Source organism: Sulfurospirillum oryzae (assembly GCF_025770725.1).
Taxonomy (GTDB): Bacteria; Campylobacterota; Campylobacteria; order Campylobacterales; family Sulfurospirillaceae; genus Sulfurospirillum; species Sulfurospirillum oryzae.
This window is the reverse complement of record NZ_JANZKZ010000003.1, coordinates 141,301-167,513: the sequence shown is the minus strand read 5'-3', so window position 1 is coordinate 167,513 and position 26,213 is coordinate 141,301. Positions and strand designations below refer to the sequence as shown.

Sequence of the window (26,213 nt, the reverse complement as noted above, 5' to 3'; positions counted from 1 at the left end):
CTGTTAAAGGTGTTGTCACGACATTGACAATGATAGAATTTGATTAATGTGCAAAAACATAAAGAGCGTTGAACACTTTACATGTAAAGGATGACCTCAACCCTTTTTTACATTAAATTTAAGGTTTCTTATCTTATTCTACTTCAGTTATCAAATCTGCACTTAACATCTAAAGCGCACACAGGAGGTTGATATGTTTAACACCAAAAAAATTATCTTTATTGTTTTGGCTTTAGCTGCTATGCTTTCCATGATTTATCTCACCCCAGAAATGGCAGGACTCAATTTTAAAGGAAAAGTAGCGCTTGGCGTTGGCATCTTTGCCATTATTGTATGGATTACGCAAGCTCTCGATGATGCACAGAGCGGTTTTTTAATCATTGCCTTTTTAGTCCTTTTTGGCGCAGGAAAAATTGGCGAAGCGCTGATCGGTTATTCCTCAACAGGCGTTTGGATTGTCGTTTTGGGTATGATTATGGCGGCATGTATGGGTGATACGGGGCTTTCCAAAAGGCTTGCGCTCATCATTGTAAGCAAGATAGGAAAATCGGCTATCAATTTATACTGGGCGATCTCGCTAGTGACCCTTCTCATGACCTTTTTTATTCCTTCCCTTGCAGCTAAAACGCTTTTAGTTTTACCGATTATCACCTCGATGGGTTTAGCCTTTGGTGTCGAAAAAGGGCAAAGTACCCTTGTAAAAGGCTTGATTTATATTGTCACCGTTGCAGGAACGATGTACTGTATGGGCATTATGACTTCTCATGCCGCCAACCCTATCTCTGTCAGTCTTATCAAAAATGCAACGGGAGTAACCGTAGGCTGGATGGAGTGGTTTAAGATCGGCATGCCACCAGCACTCCTTATGGGCTTAATCGCAACATATATGATTATTAAGATGTTTCCGCCCGACATTAAAGACATATCAGCAGGTCAAGATGTCATGCAAAAGCAGTTAACCGCTATGGGGGAAATGAGCTCAAAAGAGATCTATACTTTCATCATTTTTATCATGACGCTTCTGTTATGGGCTACTGACAAACTCCACGGACTTGACACCACGCTTGTGGCGCTCCTTGCCGTTGCCGCGATGATAGCCCCTGTTCCAACACAAGTTATGACATGGAAAGAGGCTGAGAAAAAAGTCCCTTGGAATGTTTTCATCGTGTACGGGGCTGGTTTGTCTATGGGTTCATTGCTCGTTAAAACGGGTGCCGCCGCATGGCTTGCTACTACATTTTTTCACCCTCTTTTAGCATTGGATGTCAAACTACAAGTCGTCATTTTTATCTGGCTGATGCTTGCACTTCAAGTCTTGTTCACAGGTGCGGGTCCTAAAACAACGGCATTAACGCCCGTAGTCATCGCCCATGCCATCGCCGTTGCAGCCCTTCCCGCCAATGCTGGCATGCAAGTTACCGCATTTGTTCTCTTAGTTGCCATGAATATGCTCCACCAATACCTACTCCCCGTCTCGAACCTTCCCAATATCATCGGTCTAGCAACGGAAGAGATTACGTCCAGTGAATTGATTAAAGTGGGTGCGATCATGAGTCTGTTTGGTGCGGTTTTTTGTACGATTATGGTTTATACGTACTGGAGTTGGATAGGGCTATTTTGATAAATAGCCCTAAAATTTTATTTTATATTTATTTATGAAAAAGATAACTTGGATATAATCCTTATCGAAATAAATTATTAAAGGATATATTTGCGAAAGCGGTACATCTATATTTGCTTAATATTTCTTTTTCTACACTACCCAGTACATATGTTATTTGTAAATTACTACAGTAAGAAACCTCTAGAAACTCAAATTTCGCTTAATCCTGCAGGAAAAATAACAGAACAAATTGAAATTCGTATGCCAGAAATTTATGAATTTGATTTAAGCTTTAGTAGAAAAACTCATGAGATTATGGAACTCAATGAATTAGTTGGTGGTTCATTAGCAAACAATAAGACAGGAGTAGTTATACCTCTAAAATGGTCATTAACTTCAAATGAATCTAAAAAAGTTATTTTTCAAAGAGATGTACAAACATATGGTGCACACTTATGGACAAAGGAACGGATATATAGGACTATTGACTCTATAACAATTTATCCAGGTGATTATATTCTAACAATAGAAATCTTAAAGCCAATACCTGAATTGCAAGATATCAATGCAAAAATTGAAATATCATACGATCCAAAAAATTCAACTACATGGCATACTGACTATATGTGGTGGGGGACTATATTTAACTATTTAATATCCCCTATTTTAATTATAAGTCTTCTTATCCGGTTATTCAAATCTAAAAAGAACTAAAATTTCTATTAAAACTCATTTCCCTCTATACGATTAACACGAATATCCACAAAGTCGTCATGTTTCGATGCAACATAAATTTCGATGGGGCGACAGCAGACATAACAGTCCTCAATATAACTCTCGCCCACTTCGCTACTGGGTTCAATGAAAATTGAAAAGTTTTCCCAACAGTAAGGGCAGGTGATGGTTTTATCGAACAGTGTGTTATCCATAAAAACCTTTCTGGGGGGAGTGAGTATTGCCAGACTTTTACAAGTCCAGCAGTACCACGTCAACCATCTCGCCTTTTTCAATTTTTTGGACATCTTTTTCAACGCGTAAAAGAACGGGGTTGTCTAAAAGGTTATTGAGTATGGCGCTACTGCCCTCTTTTTTGCCTTCTAGGTCAACGGTCAGTTGCCCTTGGTCAAAGCGAAGATTACACGCGGTAAATTCCACAAATTTGGAGCGTTTTTTATAGAGTTCGCCCATAAACGCTTTAATCGTTGGCAAGGCAAACGTTTGCGCGCGCATTTTGCGTAGCAGCGGAGCGATAAATAAAAAGGTACAGACCGAAGCACTGTAGGGAAAGCCTGGAAGTGCGTAGATGTATTTGTGACCCGATTTGACCACACGGATGTGGCGACCTGGTTTCATGTACGAGCCATCGATGATATTTTCGATTTTCATGTCGGTGAGAATGCTCTGCAAAAAGTCAAAGTCTCCCACACTTCCGCCACCCGTGGTGATGACGATGTCACTCCACATGAGCGCTTGTCTGAGTTGTTGCTCGATGAGATCACGATCATCTCTAATGAGTTTAAAACGCATACACTCACAGCCTAATTGGCGTAAAATTGCTTCAACGGTGACATGGTTGGAACTGCGGATCTGAGCACTTGAGATTTTTGGTTCACCAAAGTCCAAAATTTCATTGCCGGTTGAGAGAATGGCGATGCGAGGTTTCATAAAGACTTCGACTTGCACCATACTCACTTCTGCCATCACCCCAATTTCAGCAAAACCAATTTTTGTGCCTTTTTTAATGAGCACTTCACCCGCTTTGTAGTTCTCACCTACGGGTCGAACCGCAAAGCCTTTGGACACAGCGGAAGTGATGTGAATCTTACCCTCTTTAACTTCGACATTTTCAATGGGAATCAGCGTATCGCTGCCTTCACTCATCAGTGTGCCAGTGAATGTTTTAACACACTCACCTTTGTGTACGACACCATGCGTTTCAGTCCCCGCAGGGATAAAATCACTGATGGTGAGTGAGCCTAGTTGTTGGTCGGTAAAACGAATGGCATAACCGTCCATCGAAGAGGTTGCGTGCGTTGGGTTATTTTCCTGTGCGACAACGTCAACCGCAAGAAAGCGACCCAGCGCATCGCCTATGAAAATATTTTCAATACCCATTTCTGTTTTTATGGAGTTTTCGAGTGCTTTAAGCGTTTCGTCAAATGGTAGGAAAGTCTTCTTGCTCATGCGTCTGCCTTTAAAAGTCCAGAGCCACTGAGCACGTGTGAACGCTCTTTGGCATAAACGCGTTTGCCATTCACCAAGTCATACTTCCAAATCGGTGCATTGGCTTTAAAGTCTTCGACAAAATCATTAATCATTTTAAGGGCAACTTTCCGTTTAGGAGAGACAACTGCGGCAATATAACTTGAAGTATGGTTGAGAACATCACCACGCGAGTGTGCCATAAGAAGGTAAGCATTTTGTTCTTTGGCTCTCTCTTGCCATGCGTTAAACCAGTTATTTAAAATAGGCTCATAAATGTCAAAACTTAGCCCTTCTATGCCGTCTTCATCTCTAACGATACCTACAAAAGGGATGAAAGCACCATAGTTTTTATCGCTTATTTTGGCATACCAATCTGCCAAAATAGTGTTTACATGTAAAGATCCATCGTGAAGTTCTAACATAGATCAACCTCCACAAACAGGAGGGAGAAGTGAGATTTTGTCCTCTTTAGAAAGGGGTACATTGAGATCGCAAACGAGCGTATCGTTTACGGCAACTGCGCAGATGGCAAGCCAGTCTTGAAGTTCTTTATCGTCTTTAAAAAAGGTTTTGAGTTCACTGAGATTTGAAATATCTACTTCAATACTAGGGCGACCAAGAGGTCCTAAAAATTCAACTTTTGCCACGAATATTTCCTTATGAAATTGAGATTTAACCACTAAAAAACTCTGCCTCAAATAAGGCTAGCTTTAGGGCTCTAGTGGCTAATGCAGTCTTTTGGGCAAAGCCCAAAAGACGTTATTAAATCAGATCGGTAATATTCGTATATTTTTACTTAATTTCTCTTGTAGTACGGCTTCAATCGCAAAAAGCGTGCCTGTAGAGCTACTTGCACAACCACTACAAGCGCCTAAATAACGGATGTAAACATCCGTCATGCCATCACTACCTTCTTTGATGTCAAGGATTTCAAGGTTACCACCATCCATAACAAGCATTGGACGGATATTTTCATCAATAATGGCTTCAATTTGTTGGAATTTTTTGACTACTGTTAAATCATCAAAATTAACTGTATTGCTTCCTTCAATTTTTGAGTTTGAAATTGCAAGAAGATGGTCGTGTTCCATTTCAGCTCTTGTATCTCTTAAAATGTCAACAAGATAATATTCTCTTGCCTCATGCCCACCAGGCTTGATACACGATTTACAAAATGCACCTGCTTTGGTGTAATTGGTGATCTCTTCAACGGTTTTAAGGTTATTGATTTTAATCACTTCTTTAATGGTTCCAAGGCTAACACGCGCACATTCACACACGATAATATCATCTTCAAATGAAGCGGCATCAACCCCTTTATACGAAGCTGCAGCGGCTTTGATAACATCATACGCCATAACCGAACAGTGCATTTTTTGAGGTGGAACAGCAGGAATATCTGGCGTATCGCGCATCGCTTTTTCAACATCAATGTTGGTAATTTTGACCGCTTCGGAAACCGTTTTGCCGATACAAAGCTCTGCCATTGTGTCAGAACTTGCAATCGCAGTACCGCAACCAAAACTTTTAAATTTTGCTGCTTTAATGACTTCGGTTGCTTCATCAACGATCCAGTAAAGTCTAACCGCATCACCGCAGCTCTCGGCGCCAAAATCTGCAATAATGAGCTTTCCGCCCATATTTTTAGCATCTTCTTCTGTCAACTCACCCATATTTTGTGGATGGTTCATCAAATCTTGTACTTTTTGGCTGTATTCCTCCCAGATGGAGCCGCCAATTAAACTATTTTTTGCCATTTTGTTATCCTCTATTCGTTATTGAATTATAATTTACTAACGTGCCACTCTGGGGCATACGCGTACGTGCTTGAAATGGCACGAAGTCTCACAACTGCTTTTTGAATCACTTCAATTGCAAAATCAATCTCAGCTTCTGTTGTAAAACGTGAAAGAGAAAGTCTAAGAGCCGTATGAGCCAAATCAGCCTCTGCGCCTATAGCTTCCATAACAGGGTTAGATTCTAGCGCTTCACTCGCACACGCACTTCCTGTACTAGCGCCTATTCCACTCTGGTTAAGATCCCAAAGCATTGCTTCACCCTCAATTCCTTTAACGCTGATCAAAATCGTATTGGGAACTCTCTGCTCTTTTGTTCCAACAACCATCGTTTCGGGAATTTGTAAAAGTGCATCTTCTAGTTTGTCGCGCAAACGTCTAACATTACTCTTTTCAAAATCAAGTGCTTCAACGGCAAGTTCCATCGCTTTACCCATACCCACAATGCCAGCAACATTAAGTGTTCCACTACGGCGTCCACCCATGTGCTCACCGCCGTGAAAGAAAGGAGAGAGTTGTTGTCCACCTTTAATGTAAAGAGCACCAACACCCTTTGGTCCATGAAATTTATGAGCAGAAAAACTGAGAAAATCAACATTGGCTTTTTTAACATCTACAGGAATTTTTCCTATAGCTTGAACAGCGTCTGTGTGAAATAAAACGCCTCTTTCTTTACAAATGGCGCCAATCTCTTCGATTGGGAAAATCATGCCTGTTTCATTGTTTGCCCACATAATAGAGACAAGTGCTGTTTTATCCGTAATAGCATTTTTAAGATCTTCGACACTGATGACACCATCAGTATTAACAGGAAGGTAGGTGACTTTAACGCCAAGCCCTTCTAAAAATTTACAGGATGCGCCAACCGCAGGGTGCTCGACTTCACTGGTAATAATATGATCTTTGTCACCGTTTAAAATATAGTCGTTATAAATACTTTTAATGACCCAGTTGTTGCTCTCGGTGGCACAGGAAGTGATGACAATATCATCATCATCGCTCGCATTAATACCCGCATAAAGCTGATCCATCGCTTTTCGGAGGGCGGGATGACTTTCACTGCCAAATTGATGCAAAGAATTTGGATTACCGTACATTTGACAAAAATAGGGTTCCATATCAGCAAAAACTTTAGGATCAACTATGGTTGTCGCGTTATTATCTAAATAGACTCTCATCGTCTTATTGCTCCATTCTATATAGGATAAACTTTATCCTAATTAATTTTTGAATACTATTACTTTCTATATTAAAAAATACTAAAGAAATTTAGGCAATGATCTGTTTTAACTCTGCAACCGTTGCTTCAAATTCAAAAACTTCTTCAGGGTCTTGCTGTAAGAAGCCATTCATCTTCTCTTTTTTACTAATTGCCATATCCAGTTCTTTATCGTTCCCTTTTTCATACGCACCGATACGAATTAGAACTTCGTTCTCTTTCAGAATAGAGTTGAGCCGTTTAAAGCGCATCGCCGCTTTTTTATGCTCACCGTCAATGACATCGCCCATAACCCTTGATGCACTGTTTTGAATGCTAATCGGCGGATAAATACCATAATCCGTGAGCTCACGACTGAGCACGATGTGACCATCCAAAATACTTCTGGATTGATCCGCAATCGGATCGCTAAGATCATCACCCTCAACAAGTACTGTAAAGAACGCTGTAATAGAGCCTTTGCCCTCTTCTTTTCCCGCTCGCTCCATCAATTGTGGTAAAAGTGCCAAAACCGATGGAGGATAGCCTTTAGACGTCGGCGGCTCTCCAAGGGCAAGACCAATTTCTCGCTGTGCCATCGCAAAACGCGTAACCGAATCCATCATAAACAAAACATCTCTGCCTGTATTTTTAAAATACTCTGCGATGCTCATGGCACTAAAAGCACCATACTTTCGCATCAAAGGCGAATCATCGCTGGTCGCGACCACGATCACGGTATTGTCAAGGTTGCCACCTAAGTTCTTTTCAATAAACTCAGGAACCTCACGCCCACGCTCGCCTATGAGAGCAACCACTTTAATCGGCGCTTCTGAGCCTCTTACAATCATACCCATCAGTGTGGATTTACCCACACCACTTCCCGCGAAGATGCCCATTTTCTGACCTTTGCCACAGGTCAAAAGTCCATCAATCGTCTTCACGCCAACACGAAATGGCTCATTGATGAGTCCTCTTTTCATCGGATCAAGTGGCGCCTTCATAATCGGCGCCATAGACATTGCACCTACCGTTCCTTTGCCATCTTTGGGGCGAATAAACGGATCAACCACACGTCCAAGCAACTCTTCCCCTACAGGGATCATCATGCCTTGCTCGCTGATAAAGACTTTGTCGCCTATTTTAAACCCTTCAATAAAGCCAAAAGGTGAGATAAAAAAGGAGTTTCGATCTACTTCAGTGATCATGCCAAGTTCATTTTTATGGCTATCTAAAGAGACGATTTTGACGATGTCCCCAATGCTAGGTCTTAACCCACACGCCTCAATGGTCGTGGAGCTAATTTTGGTGATGGTGCCAAACATAGGAGAGAGGCTTTTTCCATGAAGTTGTTTTTTAAGGCGCTCGAGTGGCATTAGTAGCGATTAGCCTGCGGTGCGTTGATAATATCAAAAAATTCTTTCCTCGTGTCTGCTTTGAGAAAGAGTCCACGAAGTGCTGATGTTGTAGTGTTAGAGTGTGTTTTTTCAACACCTCGCATCTCCATACACATGTGACGCGCTTGAATGACAACACCCACGCCTTTAGGAGCGATGACATCATCAATTGCTTTAGCGATTTGTTCGGTAAGTTGTTCTTGAATTTGAAGACGTTTCGCAAAAATATCAACCATGCGAGGAATTTTGGAAAGTCCTACAACTTTGCCATTAGGAATGTACGCAACATGAGCTCGTCCAATAATCGGTAAAAGGTGATGTTCGCACATCGAATAAAACTCTATATCTTTAATCAATACCATTTGATTATTGTCGCTCGCAAAAAGTGCTTCGCCCAATACATCATTAGGGCTTTGATGATACCCTTGTGTCATATATTCATACGCTTTAAAAACACGTGTTGGGGTCTTTAAAAGTCCCTCACGCTGGGTGTTTTCACCAATAATTTCAAGCATTGTTTTGACAGCTTGTTCAAACTCTTCTTGTCTGTGCATTATGATTCACTTCTGTTAAAATTAAGACGAGATATTTTATCTCTATTTTGCTTTTTAATGGATAAAAAGCGACTTAAAAGCAAATTTTTGCTATATTTGAGCAAAATTTTATATCGAAAAGGGATTTTATGCAAATTAAAGTTAACCGTACAAATAGTGCTAATGCTGCAGTTGAGGCAACCATTTCACCAGCGCTATTGCAAAAAAAAGAAGAGAAGATGATTGCATCTGCTGCTTCAAATATGAAAGTTGATGGTTTTAGAAAGGGAAAGGTTCCTGCACATATCGTTAAAGCACGCTACGGCAAACAACTCAAAGAAGATGCACAAACAGAAGCACTTAGAGAGCTTTACACAAAAGCATTAGCTGAACTTGATGTTAAAGCAGACCTTGTTGTAGGAGAGCCTAGTTTCTCAAAATTTGAAGAAAAAGATGGCGGATTAGAGCTTGTTATGAAACTTTCATTTAGACCAACAATCAATGTTGAGGGCTACAAAGAGTGCGTACCTGAATACAAAGCACCTAAAGTCACTAAAAAAGAGATTAGCGAGAGACTTGAAAAAACTTTGGCACTTGTTGCTGAACTTAAAACCGTTGAAGAAAAACGTGCTGTTAAATCAGGCGATTTTGTTGTGATTGACTTTGAAGGCTTCTTAGATGGCGTCGCATTTGAAGGCGGTAAAGCAGAAGGCTATACACTTGAAATCGGTAGCAACTCTTTCATTCCAGGTTTTGAAGATGCTATCATTGGTATGAAAGTAAGTAGCAAAAGCAAAGAAATCGCGGTAACGTTCCCAGAGACTTACGGCAACAAAGACCTTGCAGGAAAACCAACCACCTTTAAAATTACTCTCAAAGAGATCAAAGTTAAAGATATCCCTGAAACGCCAAGTGAAGAGATGATTAAAAGATTACTTCCAGGTGTTGAAAACCCAACACTAGCGGTTCTTGAGGAACAAATCGAGACTGAAATTCGCAATGAAAAGCTTGCAAAACTTTTTAACGATGAAGTTAAACCACAATTTGTTGAAAACATTTTGGCAAAAATCGCGCTAGACCTTCCAGAAAATATTGTTGACCAAGAAATTGACCTTCAAATGAGAAGTGTTTTTGGAAAACTTAGCGAAGAAGAAATCAAAGAATTTGCTGGCAATCCAGAGAAAATCAAAGAAAAAAGAGAAGAATTTAGAAATGATTCTGAAAAAAGCGTCAAATTAACTTTCATTGTTGATGAGTTAGCAAAACAAGAAAGCATCAATGTTAGTGACCAAGAAGTTCTTCAAATGATCTACTTTGAAGCGATGCAACAAGGTGCAAATCCAAAAGAATACCTAGAGTATTATGAGAAACAAGGTGTACTTCCAGCAATTAAAATGTCTATCATCGAAGAGAGACTCTTCACAAAGCTTTTTACTAAAGGTAAATAATGAGCTATTATGTTCCTGTCGTTATAGAGAAAACGGGTAGAGGTGAGAGAAGTTACGATATCTACTCTCGCCTTTTAAAAGATCGTATCATTATGCTCAGTGGTGAGATTAATGATGTTGTTGCTTCTTCCATCGTAGCACAGCTACTTTTCCTTGAAGCAGAAGATCCTGAAAAAGACATCTATCTTTACATTAACTCTCCTGGTGGCGTCATTACCAGTGGTTTTAGCATCTACGATACAATGAACTATATCAAGCCAGATATTAGTACCATTTGTATCGGACAAGCAGCATCGATGGGAGCATTTTTGCTTAGTTCTGGAGCTAAAGGGAAGCGTTACGCTCTTCCTAATGCACGTATTATGATTCATCAGCCTCTAGGCGGCGCTCAAGGGCAAGCAACAGACATTGAGATTCAAGCGAAAGAAATTTTGAGAATGAAGCAAGTGCTCAATGAAATTTTGGCAAAAAACTGTTCTCAAAAACTTCCAAAAATTATTAAAGATACTGAAAGAGATTTCTTCATGAGTGCAGAAGAGTCTTGCGAATATGGTTTGATTGATAAAGTATTAGATAAAAGTTTTAAATAACATAGCAAAGAGGGTCAACAATGGTTCGTTTCAATAAAGAAAAAGGGAAAACGGGTGTTTATAACATCGACATGAAAGAAGATGTCATTGAGCAAGCCCCACCACCAACACCTCCCAAAGAGCCTATTGTCACCCAAGCATCCAATGTTGAGCTTGAAAAATTTGCTGCATTGGTTTTGAAGGTGTTGGGAGATGAAAACATCCCTCCCACACCTACTAATTTTCAAATCTATTTTGACAAACTATTAGAGAGCAAACCTGCGGCATTTAAAAAACGTATCAATGATTTTCTAGAACTAGAAAGTACCAATAATGATGAAAATCATGCGCGCATTGAGCGTGAAGTCAAAGAGGGTTTTGCGCAGATTAAAAACATTATGCAAGTTGTTTCGACTGTTTACCGCAACCTTAATGTGATGCAAGAGATTGTTAAAAAAAGATCAACACAACTCGAGTCAAACTCAAACCCGCTTTCGATTCAAAATATTATCTCTTCACTGAGTGAAGATCTGAATAAAATGTTTGGCTTAACCACCAAACAAATTGATCTTTTAAAAGACTATTATCAAAAAACGACAACGATCCTACAAGAGGTCGACAACCAATCTATTTTTGATGTAAAGTATGGTGTTTACAACCGACGTTACCTCATGAAATCACTTCAAGACGAGATCAAACTCATTAAAAATTACGCGCATCCAAGCTCTTTGGTATTGGCACGCGTCAAAGAAGACACATTAGAGAAGATTATTAATAAAAAAGATAAAGACATCGTTGTTCGAAACATTGCGAAACTCCTTCTTAAAACATCTCGCAGAAGTGACGTTGTTGCTCACTTTGGCGATGGAATTTTTGCGATGGTTCTCAAACATACCGATCTTGTAGGTGCGAAAAAAGCGTGTGATCGTATTAGTGAACTTGTTTATCAAACCAGCTTTTTCGTAGGAACAGGTGAAGTTGAAACGGACATTGAGCTTGCCATTGTATCTCTAGATACAGATCATAATGCTGAAGAATTTATAGCAGCTACCCTTGAAGAGCTCCCTCATACAGGTAAAAAGTACGTCCCATATATCGTTTGCACTCCTTCTCTACCAAGTGAGGAGATATGATCCAAGAAGTATTAGTTTATCCCAATAAGCTTCTACGAGAATCGTCAAAAGATGTTCTACACTTTGACGAGCATTTACATAGTTTATTGCATGATATGTATGAAACGATGGTTGCTAAAGAAGGTATTGGGCTTGCCGCTGTTCAAATTGGCGTTCTTTTGAATGTTCTTATCATCAACCTCGTGGATGAAGAGGGGTGTCAAAAAATCGAAAACCTCTATGAAATTATTAACCCTGTCATACTTGAAAAAGATGGTAGCACTATCTATCAAGAGGGGTGTTTGAGTGTGCCTGGCTATTACGATGAAATTGAGCGGGCTGAACATATCAAAGTCTCATACTATGACAGAAATGGCAATCGATGCGAAGAAGAGTTTACAGATCTGATGGCAATTGCCGTACAGCACGAGATGGACCACCTCAAAGGACGTCTTTTCATCGAAAAACTCTCTTACTTAAAACGTAAAAAATTTGATAAAGAGTGGAAAAAAAAGCAAAAAGCGGGTAAATAAATGGATGAAGCTGCCTTGTTATCCAAGGTAAAGCACGCAAAATGTGCTACCTTGTTTGGCAACAAAGCCTACAAGGTTGACGTTGAATCTACGTTGGTGCGCTCCCTTCCTGGCTTTAGCATTGTGGGAATGGTTGATTTGGCCATTCAAGAGTCTAGAGAACGTATAAAATCTGCCCTATCAAGCATTAACTTCCAATTTCCTGCTCAAAAAATAACGATTAACCTTTCACCCTCTGATCTCAAAAAAGAGGGAAGCCACTTTGATTTGGTCATTGCCCTACTCATTGCTATTCAAAAAGAACGTTTTACATGTAACGATTTTTTCATCTTTGGGGAACTTGGGCTTGATGGAAAAATCAAAAAAACCAATGCCATTTTTCCTATCATCCTCTCTTTAGCTTCACATACATCAAATCTTCGTGTTTTAGTGCCAAGTGAGCTTCTCTCAAAAGTACAGCAAATCCCTAATATTGAAGCATTTGGTGTTGAAACACTCAGTGATGCCGTGCTCTTTTTTAAAGAAAAACGCTTTAATTCAGAAACCTCTGCACCGCATCAGAATTTTTGCGAAAACAGTTTGAAAATCGAAGGTAAAGAGTATTTTTACAGCGCGCAATTTCCACTTGATTTTAGCGATGTTTTAGGTCAACACAGAGCCAAGCGCGCTATGCTCATCGCTGCTGCTGGTATGCACAACCTTTTGATGGAAGGAAGCCCAGGTTGTGGCAAAAGCATGAGCATCAAGCGCCTTCGCTACATTTTGCCTCCTCAAAGCATTGAGGAAATTTTAGAGTCAAACGCCTACCAATCCCTACAAGAAGAAGACGTTGAACTAAGCCCTTTGAGAGCTTTTCGTTCTCCCCATCACACCTCCTCTCGCCCTTCCATCTTTGGCGGTGGGAGCACTCAAAGTAGAGCAGGTGAAATTGCCCTCGCTCACAATGGAATTCTATTTTTCGACGAATTTCCCAACTTCTCTAAAACAGTTTTAGAGAGCCTAAGAGAGCCTTTGGAAGATCATCGTGTCCTCATTTCACGGGTCAATACCAAAATAAGCTACGCAACCAAATTTCTCTTTGCAGCGGCACAAAATCCCTGCCCATGCGGCAATCTTTTCAGCCAAACGCATGAGTGCCGTTGTTCTGAAGTGGAAATCAATCGTTATAAAAACCACATCTCTGAGCCGATTATGGATAGAATCGATCTGTACATTCAGATGAGTGAAGAGAATTCCAAAGAGCAAGGCCTTAGCTCAAAAGAGATGTTTGAGCAGGTGCTAAAAGCCTTTGTGATGCAAAAAAATCGTGGGCAAAATGAACTTAATGGCAAGCTAGATGAGTACAACACGATGCGTTTTTGTACCCTTGAAGCCAAAGCAAATGAAAGTCTAGAGATGGCACAGAGCCGTTTTGGACTGAGTCAGCGAAGCATTCACAAAATACTTCGCATCGCACGCTCCATAGCCGATCTAGCACAAAGTGAGCAGATAGCGCAAGAGCATCTTCTTGAAGCTCTAAGCTTCCGTAAGCGTTAGGAGAAACCAATGCAGTACGTCTATGAAGAAACTGACACACTCGATAAGCGTTGCTACACCACGTTTAAGCTTATCCCTGAAATTTTAATGGAACATGCGGGACTTGCCCTCTCTCGTGCGGTGAAAAAAAAGCTTACATGTAAAAAAAGTGCGCTCTTTGTGTGTGGCATGGGGAACAATGGTGCCGATGGCATTGTCGCCGCACGTTTGCTTCATGGTACGCATAATGTAAGCATCTATCTTCCTTTTGAGCTTAAATCAGAGCTTGCAAAACTCCAACTAGAACGTGCTAAAAAAGTGGGGGTGGTCATCGTCAATGACCTCATTGATGTCGATGTCTATGTCGACGCGCTCTTTGGTGCAGGACTCAATCGTCCTTTGGACGAGTTTACATGTAAACTGCTAGAGCGCCTTAACGCGAAGCAAGGCTACAAAATAGCCTGCGATATCCCCAGCGGAATTCTCAGTGATTTAACGCTCAGTCCCGTCATTTTCCAAGCCCATGAGACTATTACAATGGGGGCTTTAAAGCTGGGTTTGCTCAATGACAACGTTAAAGATACTGTTGGAAAAATTAAAGTCGCTGGTCTCGGCATTGCCCGTAATCAGTATGAAACGCCTAGCCCCACTTTTTTACTTCGCAAAAGTGACCTCAAGCTACCCATTCGCATGAAAAAAAACACCAATAAAGGCACTTTCGGACATGTTGCGATTGTGCAAGGCTCCAAAGAGGGTGCGGCGCGCCTTGCAGGCATGGGAGCCTTTCACTTTGGTGCAGGACTTGTCACACTTCTTGGCGAGAAACCTAAAAAATTGCCCATTTATCTGATGAGTAGTGAAGCGCTTCCTAAAAATGCCAATGTGATTGTTGCCGGTATGGGGCTTGAGATGCCTTTTGATGAAGAAGCTCTTAAAACACTTCTCCTCTCCAATACTTTACCCTTGGTTATCGACGCTTCTTTGTCGCATCATCCGCTTATTACGGAGATTATTGCCTCAAAAAAACCTGTCGTTTTAACCCCACATCCCAAAGAATTTAGCTCAATTTTAGAGCTTACATGTAAAGAAAAAGTCAGTGTTGAAGCGATCCAAGCCAACCGTTTTGAACACGCCAAACGCTTTAGTCTTGCCTTTCCGCACGTGGTACTGGTTCTCAAAGGTGCGAACACCATCATCGCACACAATGGCGAACTTTTCATTAACACCTATGGCATGCCTTCCCTTGCAAAAGGTGGTAGTGGCGATGTGCTATCAGGTATGATAGGAGCACTCCTCGCCCAAGGCTATACCCCAAAAGATGCTGCTATTAGCGCAACACTCGCTCACGCACTCGTTTCACAAAAGTTTACATGTAATAATTTTGCGCTTACTCCGATTGATATTTGTAAAGGTCTTAAATGGTTATAAAGAAAATTGCTATTTTATTTAGTGGAGAGGGCAGTAATTTAGAAAAATTGCTCGAGACCCTTCACAACAAAGTATTTGAACACTGTAAAATTGAAGTTGCAACCACCATTTGCAATCGCCCAAACGCCGCAGGAATCGAAAAATCACGAAGCTACGGCATTGAACCCGTCATTATCGATCATACGCTCTATTCAAGCCGTGATGTCTTTGATGAAGCCCTTGTAACGGCAATTTATGAAAGTGGCGCTGAACTTACCGTACTCGCTGGATTTATGCGTTTTCTCACGCCCTATTTCACAAAACAGGTTAAAGCAATCAACTTACATCCCTCACTCCTTCCGCTTTTTAAGGGAGGCAATGCTATAAAAGAGAGCTTTGATTCACCGATGAAAGTCGCAGGCATTAGCGTTCACTACGTTAGCGAAGAGCTTGATGGCGGTGAGATCATCGCGCAACGCTGTTTTGAGAAAGTTGAAGGAATGCGTTTTGAAGATTTTGAAGAAAAAATTCACACACTTGAACACGAGCTCCTTCCCGAAACCGTTAAAAATTTACTCAATAGGAATTAAAAAATGAACGACATCCTCAAAGTAGGCAATATTGAATTTGCAAGCCGCTTGATCGTGGGAAGCGGTAAATATCCTGATTTTCAAACAACGAAAGATGCAACACTCGCGAGTGGTTCTAAGCTTATCACCGTTGCAGTGCGTCGTGTTAACATTACCAATCCCAACGAAGAAAATCTCATGGACTACTTCAAAGGCACTGACATAAAACTCCTTCCAAACTCCGCAGGCTGTACCACCGCCGAAGATGCTATCACGCTTTTTCGAATGGTAAGAGAAGCAACAGGACTTGACCTTATCAAACTCGAAGTCATCGGCGATACCGCTAAAACACTTTACCCCGATGTCATGGAAACCCTGAAAGCATGTGAAGTTTTAGCACGAGATGGCTTTACCATCATGACCTATACCAACGATGATCCTATTATGGCAAAACGCCTTGAAAATGCTGGAAGTGCCGCAGTTATGCCTTTGGCATCTCCGATTGGCAGTGGTCTTGGCATCCAAAATCGTTACAATGTTCTTTTTATTAAAGAAGCCGTTAACATTCCTGTCATTGTCGATGCAGGTATTGGATGTGCCAGTGATGCAGCTATTGCAATGGAAATTGGCGCTGATGGCGTTCTGACAAATACGGCCATTGCACAAGCTAAAAACCCTATCATGATGGCAGAAGCAATGAAATATGCTGTCCTTGCGGGACGTGCTAGCTTCCTTGCGGGGCGCATCGCTAAGAAGCCTTTTGCAACGGCTAGCTCACCAACAGAGGGACTTATCGAGTTTTCCAAAAAAGGCTAAAAACTTTTCCTTGACAAAAGGCTGGATTTTGGATAGAATTTCAGCCTTAAAAAGACCAACTTAAGTTTTTTTAAATGTCGGGGCGTAGCGCAGTCTGGTCAGCGCACCTGGTTTGGGACCAGGGGGTCGAAGGTTCGAATCCTTTCGCCCCGACCACTTATTTCTCAGAATTAATTTTAGATGGTGAGTGTAGCTCAGTCGGTTAGAGCATCAGGTTGTGGTTCTGAGGGTCGTGGGTTCGATCCCCATCACTCACCCCATTGTTTTGTGTGGCGCGGTTTATGCGCTCGTAGCTCAATTGGATAGAGCAACGGACTTCGGATCCGTAGGTTGTAGGTTCGACTCCTTTCGAGCGCACCACCTAAAACCGAGAGAAGATGCGCTCTTAGCTCAGCTGGATAGAGCAACGCCCTTCTAAGGCGTAGGTCACACGTTCGAATCGTGTAGGGCGTACCACCCTTAAGACGGAGCTTCAGCTTCGCAAAATTTACTACTGTTGTGTGCGGATATGGTGAAATTGGTAGACACGCCAGACTTAGGATCTGGTGCCGAGAGGCATGGGAGTTCGAGTCTCTTTATCCGCACCACTTTTTTATTTTCCTTCTAAAAAATTTGATACCTCTTCTATGTTACAATCTCAAAACTTTTACTATGGCAACTCATCAAGGAATTTTTCATGCAAAAAATCTATCTTGCAGGTCCTGAAGTCTTTTTACCCAATGCACTTGAAGTTGGCAATTCTCATAAACTTCTTTGTAAAAAATATGGTTATGAAGGGCTTTTTCCACTTGACAATACCATAACAGGGGACAATCTCAAAGAAATTGCAGAAGCCATTCGCCTTGCAAATCAAAGAATGATACAAAGATGCGACATCGTCATTGCCAATCTCTCTCCCTTTCGTGGTCCAGAGCCTGACAGTGGTACGGTTTGGGAAGTAGGTTATGCACAAGGACTAGGCAAGCACGTTTTAGCTTACTCTACCGATATGCGCCCTTTGAAAGAAAAAACTCAATCTATCCTCAACTTAGGCGATACCAATTGTGACACGTCGGGTATGGCTATTGAAGATTTTGGCCTCACACACAACCTGATGTTTTCGCATAACGTGGTGGCTCCTAGCTTTGAAGCGTGTTTAAAGTACCTAAAACATGGCTTTCATTAACATTAATCCAATCTAAAAAAAATAGTTAGTTCCTTCTTTGTCTTTGTTGTTAAAGCCTACTGCACTAGAGTTTGTAAAGAGATAATTTTTATCTTATATAACTCTAACTAGAAAGGTGCAAAAATGGCATATTCCAAACCAACGTATAAACCTCGTTATGAAAACTTTATTGGCGGTGAGTGGGTTCCACCTTTGAGTGGCGAATATTTTGACAATCTTTCCCCTGTGGACGGCGAACTTTTAACCAAAATTCCTCGCTCATCCACCGCAGATGTTGATGCAGCGGTTGCTGCTGGCGTAAAAGCCTTTGAATCGTACAAGCACACTTCGGTCATCGAGCGAAGTACACTTCTTAACAAAATCGCCGATAAAATCGAAGCGAATTTAGAATTTTTAGCAATTTCAGAAACCCTAGACAACGGTAAAGCCGTGCGCGAGACACTCGCAGCCGATCTTCCTTTAGTCGTTGATCACTTTAGATACTTTGCTTCTGTTATAAGAAGCGAATCAGGAACCGTAGCCGACCTCGATGAAAATACGATTTCACAAGAGATACACGAACCTCTTGGTGTTGTAGCGCAAATTATTCCGTGGAACTTTCCACTTTTGATGGCGGCATGGAAAATCGCTCCTGCGATCGCTGCTGGTAACTGCGTTGTCTTAAAACCAGCGAGTGCAACGCCTATGTCTATCTTACTTTTGATGGAAACCATCCAAGATGTTCTACCAAAAGGCGTTATTAACATTATTAATGGTGCAGGTGGAAAAATCGGTAAACACCTCGCAACGCACCCCGACATCAAAAAAGTAGGCTTTACGGGTGAAACAACGACGGGTCAGCTCATCATGCAGTATGCCACTGAAAACATCATCCCCTCAACGTTGGAACTCGGTGGTAAATCTCCTAATGTTTTCTTTGAGTCTATCATGGCTAAAGACGATGAATTTTTTGATAAAGCCATTGAAGGACTGGTACTTTTCGCTTTTAACAGCGGTGAAGTCTGCACATGCCCTTCTCGTGCCCTCATTCAAGAGTCTATCTATGAGCCATTTATGAAAAGAGTTTTGGAGCGCGTTAAAGCGATTACCCAAGAAAATCCTCTTGATCCAACCACGAAAATGGGAGCGCAAGCTTCGGTGAACCAAAAAGAGAAAATCTTGGACTACATTCGCATCGGTAAAGAAGAAGGGGCAGAGTGCCTTATTGGTGGCGGAGAGTACATAAACAAAACTTTCCCAAAAGGCAATTACATTCAACCGACTATCTTTAAAGGTCACAACAAAATGCGTATCTTCCAAGAAGAGATTTTTGGACCCGTGCTTTGTGTCACAACCTTTAAAACAGAAGATGAAGCGCTTGCCATTGCCAATGATACCATTTATGGCTTAGGCTCAGGTGTCTGGTCAAGAGACGCGCATCAGCTTCATAAAATGTCTCGAGGCATTGAAGCGGGACGTGTGTGGGTCAACTGCTACCACCTCTACCCATCGCACGCCTCATTTGGTGGCTATAAAAAGTCAGGCATCGGACGCGAGACGCACATGATGATGCTCAATGCTTATCGCCATACCAAAAATATCTTGACGTCATACAATAAAAATAAATTAGGATTTTTCTAATAGGTCTTTTAGCACGGGTTCAGAGCAAAGTTCTGAACCCTACGTTCACACCGGGTTTTCCTCGACGGAAAGCCCACGCACCTTTGAAAGGAGATATTATGGAAGTCAAACGACTGATAGCAACCCCCGAAGCCCTCTCTATTATCGAAAAACTTAAAAAAGAAAATGGCGAACTGGTCTTTAACCAAAGTGGCGGTTGTTGCGATGGTACAGCGCCGATGTGTTATGCAAAAAGTGATTTTAACGTGCCTTGGCGAAATATTAAAATGGGCGAAGTTGGTGGATGTGAATTTTACATCGACAAAGACCAATTTGAATATTTTCGCTACTCGCAAATTATTTTGGATGTTAAAGAAGAGAAAGCTGCTTTTGGAAACTCTTTTTCGTTGGAGATAGACTTGGGATATCAATTTATAACAAGGTCACGTATCTTTAGCGATGCAGAGTATAACGCTTTGCCAAAAGATCAAAAATGACCAACGCTTTTTAAAGCGCTGATCGTTTGGATTAGAGTTTTTCTTTAAAGGTGATGGCAGTCACGGTTAGATTATCAAGCGTAATCACCGTTATGCGATCTTCTTTTTTAGGAAAATATGCCACATCTTTTTCATTTTCCAAAAGCCCTATCGAGTAGCTGTATTTCTTAAATTTTGGCATCATAAAGATGCTCATCACCAGACTTGGAACCGAAGTCGCATCCATGAAGTAAAGAGCATCATTTTCAACCAAATAGTTTGGATGTGTCTCTAAAAAAGTCTTTATACCCTCGCCCTCTGCCTTCGTAAAAGCGATAATAATTTGCTTCGTTTGGGACGTGATATTCATACTTTTTTCAAATTGATCTTTGATGACAAATTGTTGTATAGGTGCGTTTTCTTTGAGCATATCAGCAAATAGCCCCAGTGGTAGCAACAGAAAAACTGCCAATATTAAATACTTCATTAAATTCCTTTATTGATAATAATTATCTGATTGTAGCTTTTATAAGTAAATATTGACTTAATAAAAATAGACCAATTTGATAAGCAAAGATTGAAGAAAGCATGCTATACTTTTTTATACAAGATACTTTACATGTCAAAAGGAATCTCTATGAAAATCGCTGTTATTTCACCACTTTTTTCACGCTCCATCGAACTTATGAAAGAGCTCACAACCGCATTTCCCGATCTCAAACATAACGCCGATAACCTACTTAAGACCAAAGCAGATTTAATCGCCTTTTTGCAAGATGCTGATGGTGCTATTGTCGGACGTGAAGAGATAGATGATGAGATACTAAGCGCTTGTCCAAAACTAAAAATCCTTTCACGTTACGGCGTTGGACTGGACAATTTAGACCTTGAGTCGATGAAAAAAAGAGGTCTCCAGCTAGGCTGGAGCGGTGGAACTAACAGCAATTCGGTGGCTGAAATTACCCTCTCCTTGATGCTCTCCTGCATCCGCAACCTCCACATCGCTACCGCCTTGCTTAAACAACACGTATGGAAAGTCAATGGAGGAAGCGAGCTTACAGGCAAAACGATTGGTCTTTTTGGGTTTGGTAACATTGCCAAGCGCGTGGTAGAGCTTTTGAGTCCTTTTCACTGCAAAATTCTTGTCTGCAACCGTACGCATGATGAGGCTGAAGCGAAAAAATATGGCATTACTTACGCGAGTAAAGAGCAAATTTTAGCAGAAGCTGACATTATTTCCATTCATCTGCCGCTTACACCAGAGAGTAAAAACCTTTTTTCAACCGAAGAATTCAAAGCGATGAAGAAAAGTGCATTTATCATCAACACAGCACGCGGTGGCATCATCGATGAAGAAGCGCTTAAGATCGCTCTTAAAACGGGTGAAATTGCAGGTGCAGGGTTAGAAGCTTTCTTGGTAGAGCCCACACAAGACTGGGAACTCATTGATTTGCCTAACCTTATTTGCACACCACATCTTGGCGGAAACTCAAAAGAGAGCATATTAGCGATGGGATATGCGTGTATTGAACATCTAAAAACCTTTTTTTCATCACAATAAGTAACTAATTTTTCATCATTATTAGATACAATAAGCCCTATTTTATGTCGATAGGAAAGTTATGGAAGATTCATCATTTAGCCAAGTTGAAAAAATAATTGAAAATTTTTTAAAAAATTTTGATCCGCAACAATACTTATACCTTGACATGTTCTATCGCTTAGAGGAAGACCATATTGGAGAAGTACTAACTGCCTTACACGAATGTAAACTTCCTAAAAAATATCATTCATACAAGGATGTTGTGCAAGAAAAACTTGCTAAAAAGATTTCCGCAACCAATAAAGATCTTTTTTTATACACCGATAATGCCATTTACATTAAACTATTTTTCCAAATTGAAGCTCCTGAAAACAGTGCTGACCGCAGAGCATGTGGTCTTGATCCTGAGACATTAAAAGCCTACAAAAAGCAATTTTTTCCTAACGACGAATACAAAAAACGTATGTTAGAACTTTTAAACTTTGCTATGGAAAGTACACTTAACATCAAAAAAATCAACCCCTCTGAATTTCGTAGCCTTTTTATCCCTGTGCTTGTCAATATTGCTGACATTGTTGTCATTGAGCATAGTGATTTGGAAGATTTACGAAGTATTCGAGGACTTAGTTACTTTTTATTGCGTGAAGTGTTTGAGACAATGATGCTCTACATCGCTGAAGATATTTTATTTCACTTTTCCAATCAAGAAAAAAAGGCTATTGAGTTTTTGGGTCATTTTAGCATTCATGAAACCATCGATGCCAAAGGGAATCGCTACAAGCCAAACCCTATTTTAGATGAAAGCAATCGCGCATGGAACATGACAACCATTCGTTCCACGATGATTCAGCATAAAAAATCCAAACAGACACTTTATGATAGACGCAATGAACTTATTACCATCAAAAAGAAACTTGAAGCCTACAACAATGAACAAAAAGAGATCATTAAACATCTTCAAAATGAGCATAAAGCATTTGAAGAGACGGAAGAAAAACTAGATCATATCCATCAAACACTTGATAGACTCGAATACACCGATGCAAAAGAGGTCAAGTTTATAGAAGATGGCGAAGAAAAGCTGTATGATCGTAAAAGCCTCGTTGCACAGCTTTTCAGAAAAGAAGACTCCCTCATAAAACGAAAAGTAACCCTACATAGATCAGCCAAAGAGATAGAACTCGCCCTTTCCAATAAACAAAAAGAGATCTATGTATGGGAAAAGAAGCTGACTGATGCAGAAAAATCACTTGCCAATCTTGAATCACAAGGACATCCTATCGATGCGCAGTATGAGAGGATTCAGCGCGCACTTGCCAAGACCCTCTCACAACGCTAATGTTTAGGCATTGAGCTTTTGTTTGATCTTCTCAAAAGTCTCTTCATCGATCTCGCCACGAGCGAAACGCTTACGCGCTATCTCTAACGCTTCGTCCTCTTTTTCGTGATGATGGCAAGACGATCTACCGCCACGCATCATCATAAAGAGTACTAAAATCACCATTGGAAATACAATCATCCACGGCATGAAAAACCCATGCCCCATCCATTCATATCCATACATTTTAGCTCCTTTAAATAACGTTGTATTATTGTAGTCCTTTTGTGTGAACAACGTGTTAATTGAGAGAATTTAGCTAAAATAGCGTTATTCACACGATAGGAAATTTCTATGCCTCAACATTTTTCTCACAAAAACACAATGGTTATCCACCATGACTGATATCGCCTCAATCATTCAAAGCAGTTCAGGCAACGCGTGGCTCTTTCTTCCTAGTGCTATTCTTCTTGGCGCACTGCACGGACTGGAACCAGGGCACTCTAAAACAATGATGGCGGCGTTTATCATCGCCATTAAAGGAACGGTGAAACAGTCCATTATGCTCGGACTTGCTGCGACTATTTCACATACTGCGGTGGTTTGGGCTATCGCGCTTTTGGGTATGTATTTTGGTGCTCGCTTTACAACCGAAGCGGTGGAGCCCTATCTTGAAGTTGTTTCGGGTTGTATTATGGTAGGCATCGCACTGTGGACACTTTGGCAAACATGGAAAAATGAACGTGCTTGCTTCACCGCACATGAACATGACGACCATCATCATTCACATGAGCATAGTCATGACCACGGTGAGCACCACCATCATGAACATCATCACAGCAAAGAAGAGATCATTTTTGAAGAGCTTGGAAGTTGCAATGATGCGCATGAACTCGCACATGCCAAAGACATTAAAAAGCGCTTTTCAAACAAAGAGGTGACCAACTGGCAGATCTTACTCTTCGGGCTAACCGGTGGGCTTATCCCCTGCCCTGCATCAATTACAGTATTGCTCATCTGTTTGCAACTCAAACAGTTTACCCTCGGTATTGCGCTTGTGTTAGCTTTTAGTGTTGGATTAGCGCTTACATTGGTGCTATCAGGTGTGATTGCCGCTTTGAGTATGCGCCATCTCTCAAAAAAATGGAGTGGCTTTGGAGAATTTGCCAAAAAAGCGCCTTATGTTTCAGGTGGACTTATTTTACTTGTTGGCTTGTATATAGGCTATCAAGGACTACATCATTTTCTTTAAACAGTATTTTTACATGTAAGGAAAATCCTTACATGTAAAGTCTATCTCTCTTTAAGACTCAGACTGACTTTTCCTTTTTCTTTGTCTACCTCAATGACACGAATGCGTGTTAACTGCTGGTTGATGCTCAAAACTTCCAACGGATGCGCGATGCGCTTGTCGCTCATCTGCGAGATGTGAATGAGTCCATCGTTTTTAAGTCCAATGTCCACAAATGCCCCAAAATCGGCAATGTTTCGCACCACACCGGAGACGATGGAACCCTCACTAAGCTCGCTAATGTCGGTAAGATCAGAGCGAAACGCAATCGGTGGCAATGTCTCTCTGGGGTCAAAACCCGGTTTTAAAAGCTCGGCGATAATGTCTTGAAGCGTTGCTTCACCAATGCCCTGTTCTTTGGCTAATGCGATAATCTGTTCTTTGGAAAGCGTTGCCAAATCAGCGCGCGCTAAAAGCTTTTGCGCAATGGCATAACTCTCAGGGTGAACGCCCGTGTTATCGAGCACACTTTTACCTTCACGAATGCGGAAAAATCCTGCGCACTGCTCGTACGCTTTAGCCCCTAAACCTTTTACGCTTATTAGTTCAGATTTACATGTAAACGCCCCTTTGCTCTCACGGTGCTCGACAATGGCTTTGGCAAGTTTTGCGCCAACACCCGCCACATACGAAAGCAGTGAAACTGACGCACTGTTCGGGTCAACCCCGATGCGATTGACCAAATCTTCAATGACTTCGTGCAATTTTTTCTCAAGCTGTTTTTGATCCACATCGTGTTGGTACTGACCAATTCCTAGCGACTTTGGATCGATCTTCACGAGTGCCGCCATCGGGTCACGCAGACGTTGTGCGATGGAGATGGCTCCCCTGATCGTCACGTCCAGATTCGGGTACTCTTGTGTGGCAATTTTTGATGCGGAGTAGATGGAAGCGCCCGCTTCTGAAACCACTGTATAGGCAAGATTTAACCCCTCCTCGCGGTTCAGACGCGCAAAAAACTCTTGGCTTTCGCGCGAGCCCGTACCATTGCCAATCGCCACAGCCGTGATGTGGTACTTCTGCGTAAACTCTTTGATGACTTTGGCAGACTTCTCATAATCACTTTGCGGCGGTGTCGGGTAGATGACGGCATGGGTCAGGTACGTGCCATGTTCATCCACGACAGCGAGCTTACACCCCGTGCGATATGCTGGGTCAACGCCCAAAATCACACGCTTGGTAACGGGAGGCGTATTGAGCAGTTGCGAGAGATTTTTACCAAAGGTCGTAATCGCTTGTGTGTCGGCTTTTTCTTTAATTATGGCATGAATTTCCCGCTCTAAAGAAGGGAAAAGAAGCCTTTTAAACCCATCCAAATAGGCTTCCAAAAGGTAGCTTTTCGAGCTTCTGGCATTGCGTGGAATGCGGTAACGACTGATGGCACTTTCCACCCTTTCCATATCTTGCAGTATCTTTACATGTAACTCTTTTTCGCTCACGCCACGCATCATCGCAAGGTAGCGGTGTGAGGGAATGGAGGCGATGCGCTCGGCTTTACCTGCAAGCTTGGCATACAATCCATCCGCTTTGAGCGTTTTGGAAGCTTTGATCTCAAAAGAGGCGTAGTCATGCAGTTGGACTCTCCAATATTCGCGCTCTTTAGCATCGTCACTGTAACGCTCCGCGATGATGTCTTGCGCTCCCGCAATCGCCTCTTTGACACTTCCAATTTTCTCATTCACAAAACTCTGCGCCTTTTTCTCAAACGCTTCTCGTTCTAACTCTGCCCTCTCCAAAACATCAGCCAATGGCGTAAGCCCTGCCGCAATCGCAAGCGCCGCACGGGTGTTTTTCTTCTCTTTATACGGTCTGTAAATGTCTTCCAACTCTTGAAGTGTTTGCGCTTTTTCAACCGCTTTTTTCACCTCATCATTCAATACAACCTTTTCAGCAATCAGCCGTAAAATCTCTTCTTTACGATCATGCAATTTTTTCGCATAAGCATAAATGCTATCAAACTCACGAAGTTGTTCATCGCTCGCCCCACCCGTCATCTCCTTGCGATACCGCGCGATGAAAGGGATGGTAGAGCCCTCTTCTAAAAGCTTTAAAATGTTAATGATATTTTCTTTCGCAATGCCTGTTTTTTGCACTAAAATGGGAATAAGTGGATTCATAAA

At 41.5% G+C, this 26,213-nt stretch carries 27 protein-coding genes and 5 tRNA genes; 21 read left to right on the top strand and 11 right to left on the bottom strand.

Annotated features, from left to right (window positions below; translation table 11 throughout):
* Window positions 1-193 precede the first annotated feature (193 nt).
* Together N0B29_RS09675 and N0B29_RS09670 are read left to right on the top strand one after the other, a co-directional pair.
* On the top strand, window positions 194-1,621 hold the full coding sequence (locus tag N0B29_RS09675; protein ID WP_263833518.1) for an SLC13 family permease: 1,428 nt from the start codon (window positions 194-196) through the stop codon (window positions 1,619-1,621).
* A 90-nt stretch (window positions 1,622-1,711) separates the two neighbouring features.
* On the top strand, window positions 1,712-2,317 hold the full coding sequence (locus N0B29_RS09670; RefSeq protein ID WP_263833517.1) for a DUF5625 family protein: 606 nt from the start codon (window positions 1,712-1,714) through the stop codon (window positions 2,315-2,317).
* Window positions 2,318-2,325: 8 nt separating this feature from the next.
* On the opposite strand, the gene N0B29_RS09665 is transcribed toward N0B29_RS09670, so the two are convergent.
* The 8 genes from N0B29_RS09665 to folE all read right to left on the bottom strand — a co-directional run bounded on the left by N0B29_RS09665 (window position 2,326) and on the right by folE (window position 8,753).
* On the bottom strand, window positions 2,326-2,532 hold the full coding sequence (locus N0B29_RS09665) for a CPXCG motif-containing cysteine-rich protein (RefSeq protein WP_263833516.1): 207 nt from the start codon (window positions 2,530-2,532) through the stop codon (window positions 2,326-2,328).
* 37 nt (window positions 2,533-2,569) lie between these two features.
* Window positions 2,570-3,787: a molybdopterin molybdotransferase MoeA gene (locus tag N0B29_RS09660; RefSeq protein WP_263833515.1), complete on the bottom strand. Its 1,218-nt coding sequence runs from the start codon at window positions 3,785-3,787 to the stop codon at window positions 2,570-2,572.
* Window positions 3,784-4,230 carry a molybdopterin synthase catalytic subunit gene (locus N0B29_RS09655; protein WP_263833514.1) on the bottom strand — a complete coding sequence of 149 codons (447 nt, stop codon included), beginning with the start codon at window positions 4,228-4,230 and terminating at the stop codon, window positions 3,784-3,786. Before N0B29_RS09655 ends, N0B29_RS09660 begins: the two co-directional genes overlap by 4 nt.
* 3 nt (window positions 4,231-4,233) lie before the next feature.
* On the bottom strand, window positions 4,234-4,455 hold the full coding sequence (locus tag N0B29_RS09650; protein ID WP_263833513.1) for a MoaD/ThiS family protein: 222 nt from the start codon (window positions 4,453-4,455) through the stop codon (window positions 4,234-4,236).
* 120 nt (window positions 4,456-4,575) lie between these two features.
* Window positions 4,576-5,565 carry an iron-sulfur cluster assembly scaffold protein gene (locus tag N0B29_RS09645; protein ID WP_263833512.1) on the bottom strand — a complete coding sequence of 330 codons (990 nt, stop codon included), beginning with the start codon at window positions 5,563-5,565 and terminating at the stop codon, window positions 4,576-4,578.
* Window positions 5,566-5,591: 26 nt separating this feature from the next.
* Window positions 5,592-6,782, bottom strand: a complete 1,191-nt coding sequence (locus N0B29_RS09640) for a NifS family cysteine desulfurase (protein WP_263833511.1) — start codon at window positions 6,780-6,782, stop codon at window positions 5,592-5,594.
* 91 nt (window positions 6,783-6,873) lie between these two features.
* Window positions 6,874-8,178, bottom strand: a complete 1,305-nt coding sequence (fliI, locus tag N0B29_RS09635) for a flagellar protein export ATPase FliI (RefSeq protein ID WP_263833510.1) — start codon at window positions 8,176-8,178, stop codon at window positions 6,874-6,876.
* Window positions 8,178-8,753: a GTP cyclohydrolase I FolE gene (gene folE / locus N0B29_RS09630; protein WP_263833509.1), complete on the bottom strand. Its 576-nt coding sequence runs from the start codon at window positions 8,751-8,753 to the stop codon at window positions 8,178-8,180. The genes fliI and folE overlap by 1 nt, the downstream gene beginning before the upstream one ends.
* A 128-nt stretch (window positions 8,754-8,881) precedes the next feature.
* Between folE and tig the strand changes: the two genes are divergently transcribed.
* The 16 genes from tig to N0B29_RS09550 all read left to right on the top strand — a co-directional run bounded on the left by tig (window position 8,882) and on the right by N0B29_RS09550 (window position 19,962).
* Complete coding sequence (tig, locus tag N0B29_RS09625; RefSeq protein WP_263833508.1) at window positions 8,882-10,180, top strand: trigger factor; 1,299 nt, start codon at window positions 8,882-8,884, stop codon at window positions 10,178-10,180.
* On the top strand, window positions 10,180-10,770 hold the full coding sequence (gene clpP / locus N0B29_RS09620) for an ATP-dependent Clp endopeptidase proteolytic subunit ClpP (RefSeq protein ID WP_263833507.1): 591 nt from the start codon (window positions 10,180-10,182) through the stop codon (window positions 10,768-10,770). Before tig ends, clpP begins: the two co-directional genes overlap by 1 nt.
* A gap of 20 nt (window positions 10,771-10,790) precedes the next feature.
* Entirely contained in the window at window positions 10,791-11,882 is a 1,092-nt protein-coding gene (locus tag N0B29_RS09615) for a GGDEF domain-containing protein (RefSeq protein ID WP_263833506.1), read from the top strand.
* Window positions 11,879-12,394 carry a peptide deformylase gene (gene def, locus N0B29_RS09610; protein WP_263833505.1) on the top strand — a complete coding sequence of 172 codons (516 nt, stop codon included), beginning with the start codon at window positions 11,879-11,881 and terminating at the stop codon, window positions 12,392-12,394. Before N0B29_RS09615 ends, def begins: the two co-directional genes overlap by 4 nt.
* On the top strand, window positions 12,395-13,930 hold the full coding sequence (locus tag N0B29_RS09605; RefSeq protein WP_263833504.1) for a YifB family Mg chelatase-like AAA ATPase: 1,536 nt from the start codon (window positions 12,395-12,397) through the stop codon (window positions 13,928-13,930).
* A 9-nt stretch (window positions 13,931-13,939) separates the two neighbouring features.
* Window positions 13,940-15,337: an NAD(P)H-hydrate dehydratase gene (locus tag N0B29_RS09600; RefSeq protein WP_263833503.1), complete on the top strand. Its 1,398-nt coding sequence runs from the start codon at window positions 13,940-13,942 to the stop codon at window positions 15,335-15,337.
* A complete protein-coding gene (gene purN, locus N0B29_RS09595; RefSeq protein ID WP_263833502.1) occupies window positions 15,328-15,906 on the top strand; it encodes a phosphoribosylglycinamide formyltransferase in 579 nt (192 codons plus the stop codon). The genes N0B29_RS09600 and purN overlap by 10 nt, the downstream gene beginning before the upstream one ends.
* A gap of 3 nt (window positions 15,907-15,909) precedes the next feature.
* Window positions 15,910-16,701: a thiazole synthase gene (locus tag N0B29_RS09590; RefSeq protein WP_263833501.1), complete on the top strand. Its 792-nt coding sequence runs from the start codon at window positions 15,910-15,912 to the stop codon at window positions 16,699-16,701.
* A gap of 78 nt (window positions 16,702-16,779) precedes the next feature.
* Window positions 16,780-16,857 (top strand) — tRNA-Pro (locus N0B29_RS09585).
* 27 nt (window positions 16,858-16,884) lie between these two features.
* A tRNA-His gene (locus N0B29_RS09580) sits at window positions 16,885-16,961 on the top strand.
* 23 nt (window positions 16,962-16,984) lie between these two features.
* Window positions 16,985-17,061 (top strand) — tRNA-Arg (locus tag N0B29_RS09575).
* A 19-nt stretch (window positions 17,062-17,080) separates the two neighbouring features.
* A tRNA-Arg gene (locus N0B29_RS09570) sits at window positions 17,081-17,157 on the top strand.
* A gap of 46 nt (window positions 17,158-17,203) precedes the next feature.
* Window positions 17,204-17,288: transfer RNA gene (locus N0B29_RS09565), tRNA-Leu, on the top strand.
* Between the two features lie 89 nt (window positions 17,289-17,377).
* Window positions 17,378-17,866, top strand: coding sequence for a nucleoside 2-deoxyribosyltransferase (locus N0B29_RS09560; protein ID WP_263833500.1), 489 nt, complete (start codon window positions 17,378-17,380; stop codon window positions 17,864-17,866).
* 123 nt (window positions 17,867-17,989) lie between these two features.
* Window positions 17,990-19,486 (top strand): aldehyde dehydrogenase family protein, encoded by a 1,497-nt coding sequence (locus tag N0B29_RS09555; RefSeq protein WP_263833499.1) that lies wholly within the window; start codon window positions 17,990-17,992, stop codon window positions 19,484-19,486.
* Between the two features lie 98 nt (window positions 19,487-19,584).
* Entirely contained in the window at window positions 19,585-19,962 is a 378-nt protein-coding gene (locus N0B29_RS09550; RefSeq protein WP_263833498.1) for a DUF779 domain-containing protein, read from the top strand.
* A gap of 31 nt (window positions 19,963-19,993) precedes the next feature.
* On the opposite strand, the gene N0B29_RS09545 is transcribed toward N0B29_RS09550, so the two are convergent.
* Complete coding sequence (locus tag N0B29_RS09545) at window positions 19,994-20,428, bottom strand: hypothetical protein (protein ID WP_263833497.1); 435 nt, start codon at window positions 20,426-20,428, stop codon at window positions 19,994-19,996.
* A gap of 150 nt (window positions 20,429-20,578) precedes the next feature.
* On the opposite strand from N0B29_RS09545, the gene N0B29_RS09540 reads away from it, so the two are divergent.
* Entirely contained in the window at window positions 20,579-21,502 is a 924-nt protein-coding gene (locus tag N0B29_RS09540) for a phosphoglycerate dehydrogenase (RefSeq protein ID WP_263833496.1), read from the top strand.
* Window positions 21,503-21,563: 61 nt separating this feature from the next.
* Window positions 21,564-22,823 carry a coiled-coil domain-containing protein gene (locus N0B29_RS09535; RefSeq protein ID WP_263833495.1) on the top strand — a complete coding sequence of 420 codons (1,260 nt, stop codon included), beginning with the start codon at window positions 21,564-21,566 and terminating at the stop codon, window positions 22,821-22,823.
* Between the two features lie 3 nt (window positions 22,824-22,826).
* Here the strand turns inward: N0B29_RS09535 and N0B29_RS09530 are convergent, their stop codons facing one another.
* Entirely contained in the window at window positions 22,827-23,048 is a 222-nt protein-coding gene (locus N0B29_RS09530) for an SHOCT domain-containing protein (RefSeq protein WP_263833494.1), read from the bottom strand.
* Window positions 23,049-23,199: 151 nt separating this feature from the next.
* Here N0B29_RS09530 and N0B29_RS09525 point away from each other — a divergent pair, with 151 nt between their 5' ends.
* Window positions 23,200-24,054 (top strand): nickel/cobalt efflux transporter, encoded by an 855-nt coding sequence (locus N0B29_RS09525; protein ID WP_263833493.1) that lies wholly within the window; start codon window positions 23,200-23,202, stop codon window positions 24,052-24,054.
* Between the two features lie 41 nt (window positions 24,055-24,095).
* On the opposite strand, the gene N0B29_RS09520 is transcribed toward N0B29_RS09525, so the two are convergent.
* Entirely contained in the window at window positions 24,096-26,210 is a 2,115-nt protein-coding gene (locus tag N0B29_RS09520; RefSeq protein WP_263833492.1) for a helix-hairpin-helix domain-containing protein, read from the bottom strand.
* Window positions 26,211-26,213: the final 3 nt, after the last annotated feature.

Coding starts and splice junctions, on each gene's coding strand:
- N0B29_RS09530 (WP_263833494.1), bottom strand. CDS start 23,048: ATGTATGGATATGAATGGATGGGGCATGGGTTTTTCATGCCGTGGATG.
- N0B29_RS09535 (WP_263833495.1), top strand. CDS start 21,564: ATGGAAGATTCATCATTTAGCCAAGTTGAAAAAATAATTGAAAATTTT.
- N0B29_RS09660 (WP_263833515.1), bottom strand. CDS start 3,787: ATGAGCAAGAAGACTTTCCTACCATTTGACGAAACGCTTAAAGCACTC.
- N0B29_RS09520 (WP_263833492.1), bottom strand. CDS start 26,210: ATGAATCCACTTATTCCCATTTTAGTGCAAAAAACAGGCATTGCGAAA.
- N0B29_RS09560 (WP_263833500.1), top strand. CDS start 17,378: ATGCAAAAAATCTATCTTGCAGGTCCTGAAGTCTTTTTACCCAATGCA.
- N0B29_RS09615 (WP_263833506.1), top strand. CDS start 10,791: ATGGTTCGTTTCAATAAAGAAAAAGGGAAAACGGGTGTTTATAACATC.
- tig (WP_263833508.1), top strand. CDS start 8,882: ATGCAAATTAAAGTTAACCGTACAAATAGTGCTAATGCTGCAGTTGAG.
- purN (WP_263833502.1), top strand. CDS start 15,328: ATGGTTATAAAGAAAATTGCTATTTTATTTAGTGGAGAGGGCAGTAAT.
- N0B29_RS09540 (WP_263833496.1), top strand. CDS start 20,579: ATGAAAATCGCTGTTATTTCACCACTTTTTTCACGCTCCATCGAACTT.
- clpP (WP_263833507.1), top strand. CDS start 10,180: ATGAGCTATTATGTTCCTGTCGTTATAGAGAAAACGGGTAGAGGTGAG.
- N0B29_RS09600 (WP_263833503.1), top strand. CDS start 13,940: ATGCAGTACGTCTATGAAGAAACTGACACACTCGATAAGCGTTGCTAC.
- N0B29_RS09605 (WP_263833504.1), top strand. CDS start 12,395: ATGGATGAAGCTGCCTTGTTATCCAAGGTAAAGCACGCAAAATGTGCT.
- N0B29_RS09675 (WP_263833518.1), top strand. CDS start 194: ATGTTTAACACCAAAAAAATTATCTTTATTGTTTTGGCTTTAGCTGCT.
- N0B29_RS09640 (WP_263833511.1), bottom strand. CDS start 6,782: ATGAGAGTCTATTTAGATAATAACGCGACAACCATAGTTGATCCTAAA.
- N0B29_RS09545 (WP_263833497.1), bottom strand. CDS start 20,428: ATGAAGTATTTAATATTGGCAGTTTTTCTGTTGCTACCACTGGGGCTA.
- N0B29_RS09665 (WP_263833516.1), bottom strand. CDS start 2,532: ATGGATAACACACTGTTCGATAAAACCATCACCTGCCCTTACTGTTGG.
- N0B29_RS09590 (WP_263833501.1), top strand. CDS start 15,910: ATGAACGACATCCTCAAAGTAGGCAATATTGAATTTGCAAGCCGCTTG.
- N0B29_RS09550 (WP_263833498.1), top strand. CDS start 19,585: ATGGAAGTCAAACGACTGATAGCAACCCCCGAAGCCCTCTCTATTATC.
- folE (WP_263833509.1), bottom strand. CDS start 8,753: ATGCACAGACAAGAAGAGTTTGAACAAGCTGTCAAAACAATGCTTGAA.
- N0B29_RS09525 (WP_263833493.1), top strand. CDS start 23,200: ATGACTGATATCGCCTCAATCATTCAAAGCAGTTCAGGCAACGCGTGG.
- fliI (WP_263833510.1), bottom strand. CDS start 8,178: ATGCCACTCGAGCGCCTTAAAAAACAACTTCATGGAAAAAGCCTCTCT.
- N0B29_RS09655 (WP_263833514.1), bottom strand. CDS start 4,230: ATGTTAGAACTTCACGATGGATCTTTACATGTAAACACTATTTTGGCA.
- def (WP_263833505.1), top strand. CDS start 11,879: ATGATCCAAGAAGTATTAGTTTATCCCAATAAGCTTCTACGAGAATCG.
- N0B29_RS09645 (WP_263833512.1), bottom strand. CDS start 5,565: ATGGCAAAAAATAGTTTAATTGGCGGCTCCATCTGGGAGGAATACAGC.
- N0B29_RS09555 (WP_263833499.1), top strand. CDS start 17,990: ATGGCATATTCCAAACCAACGTATAAACCTCGTTATGAAAACTTTATT.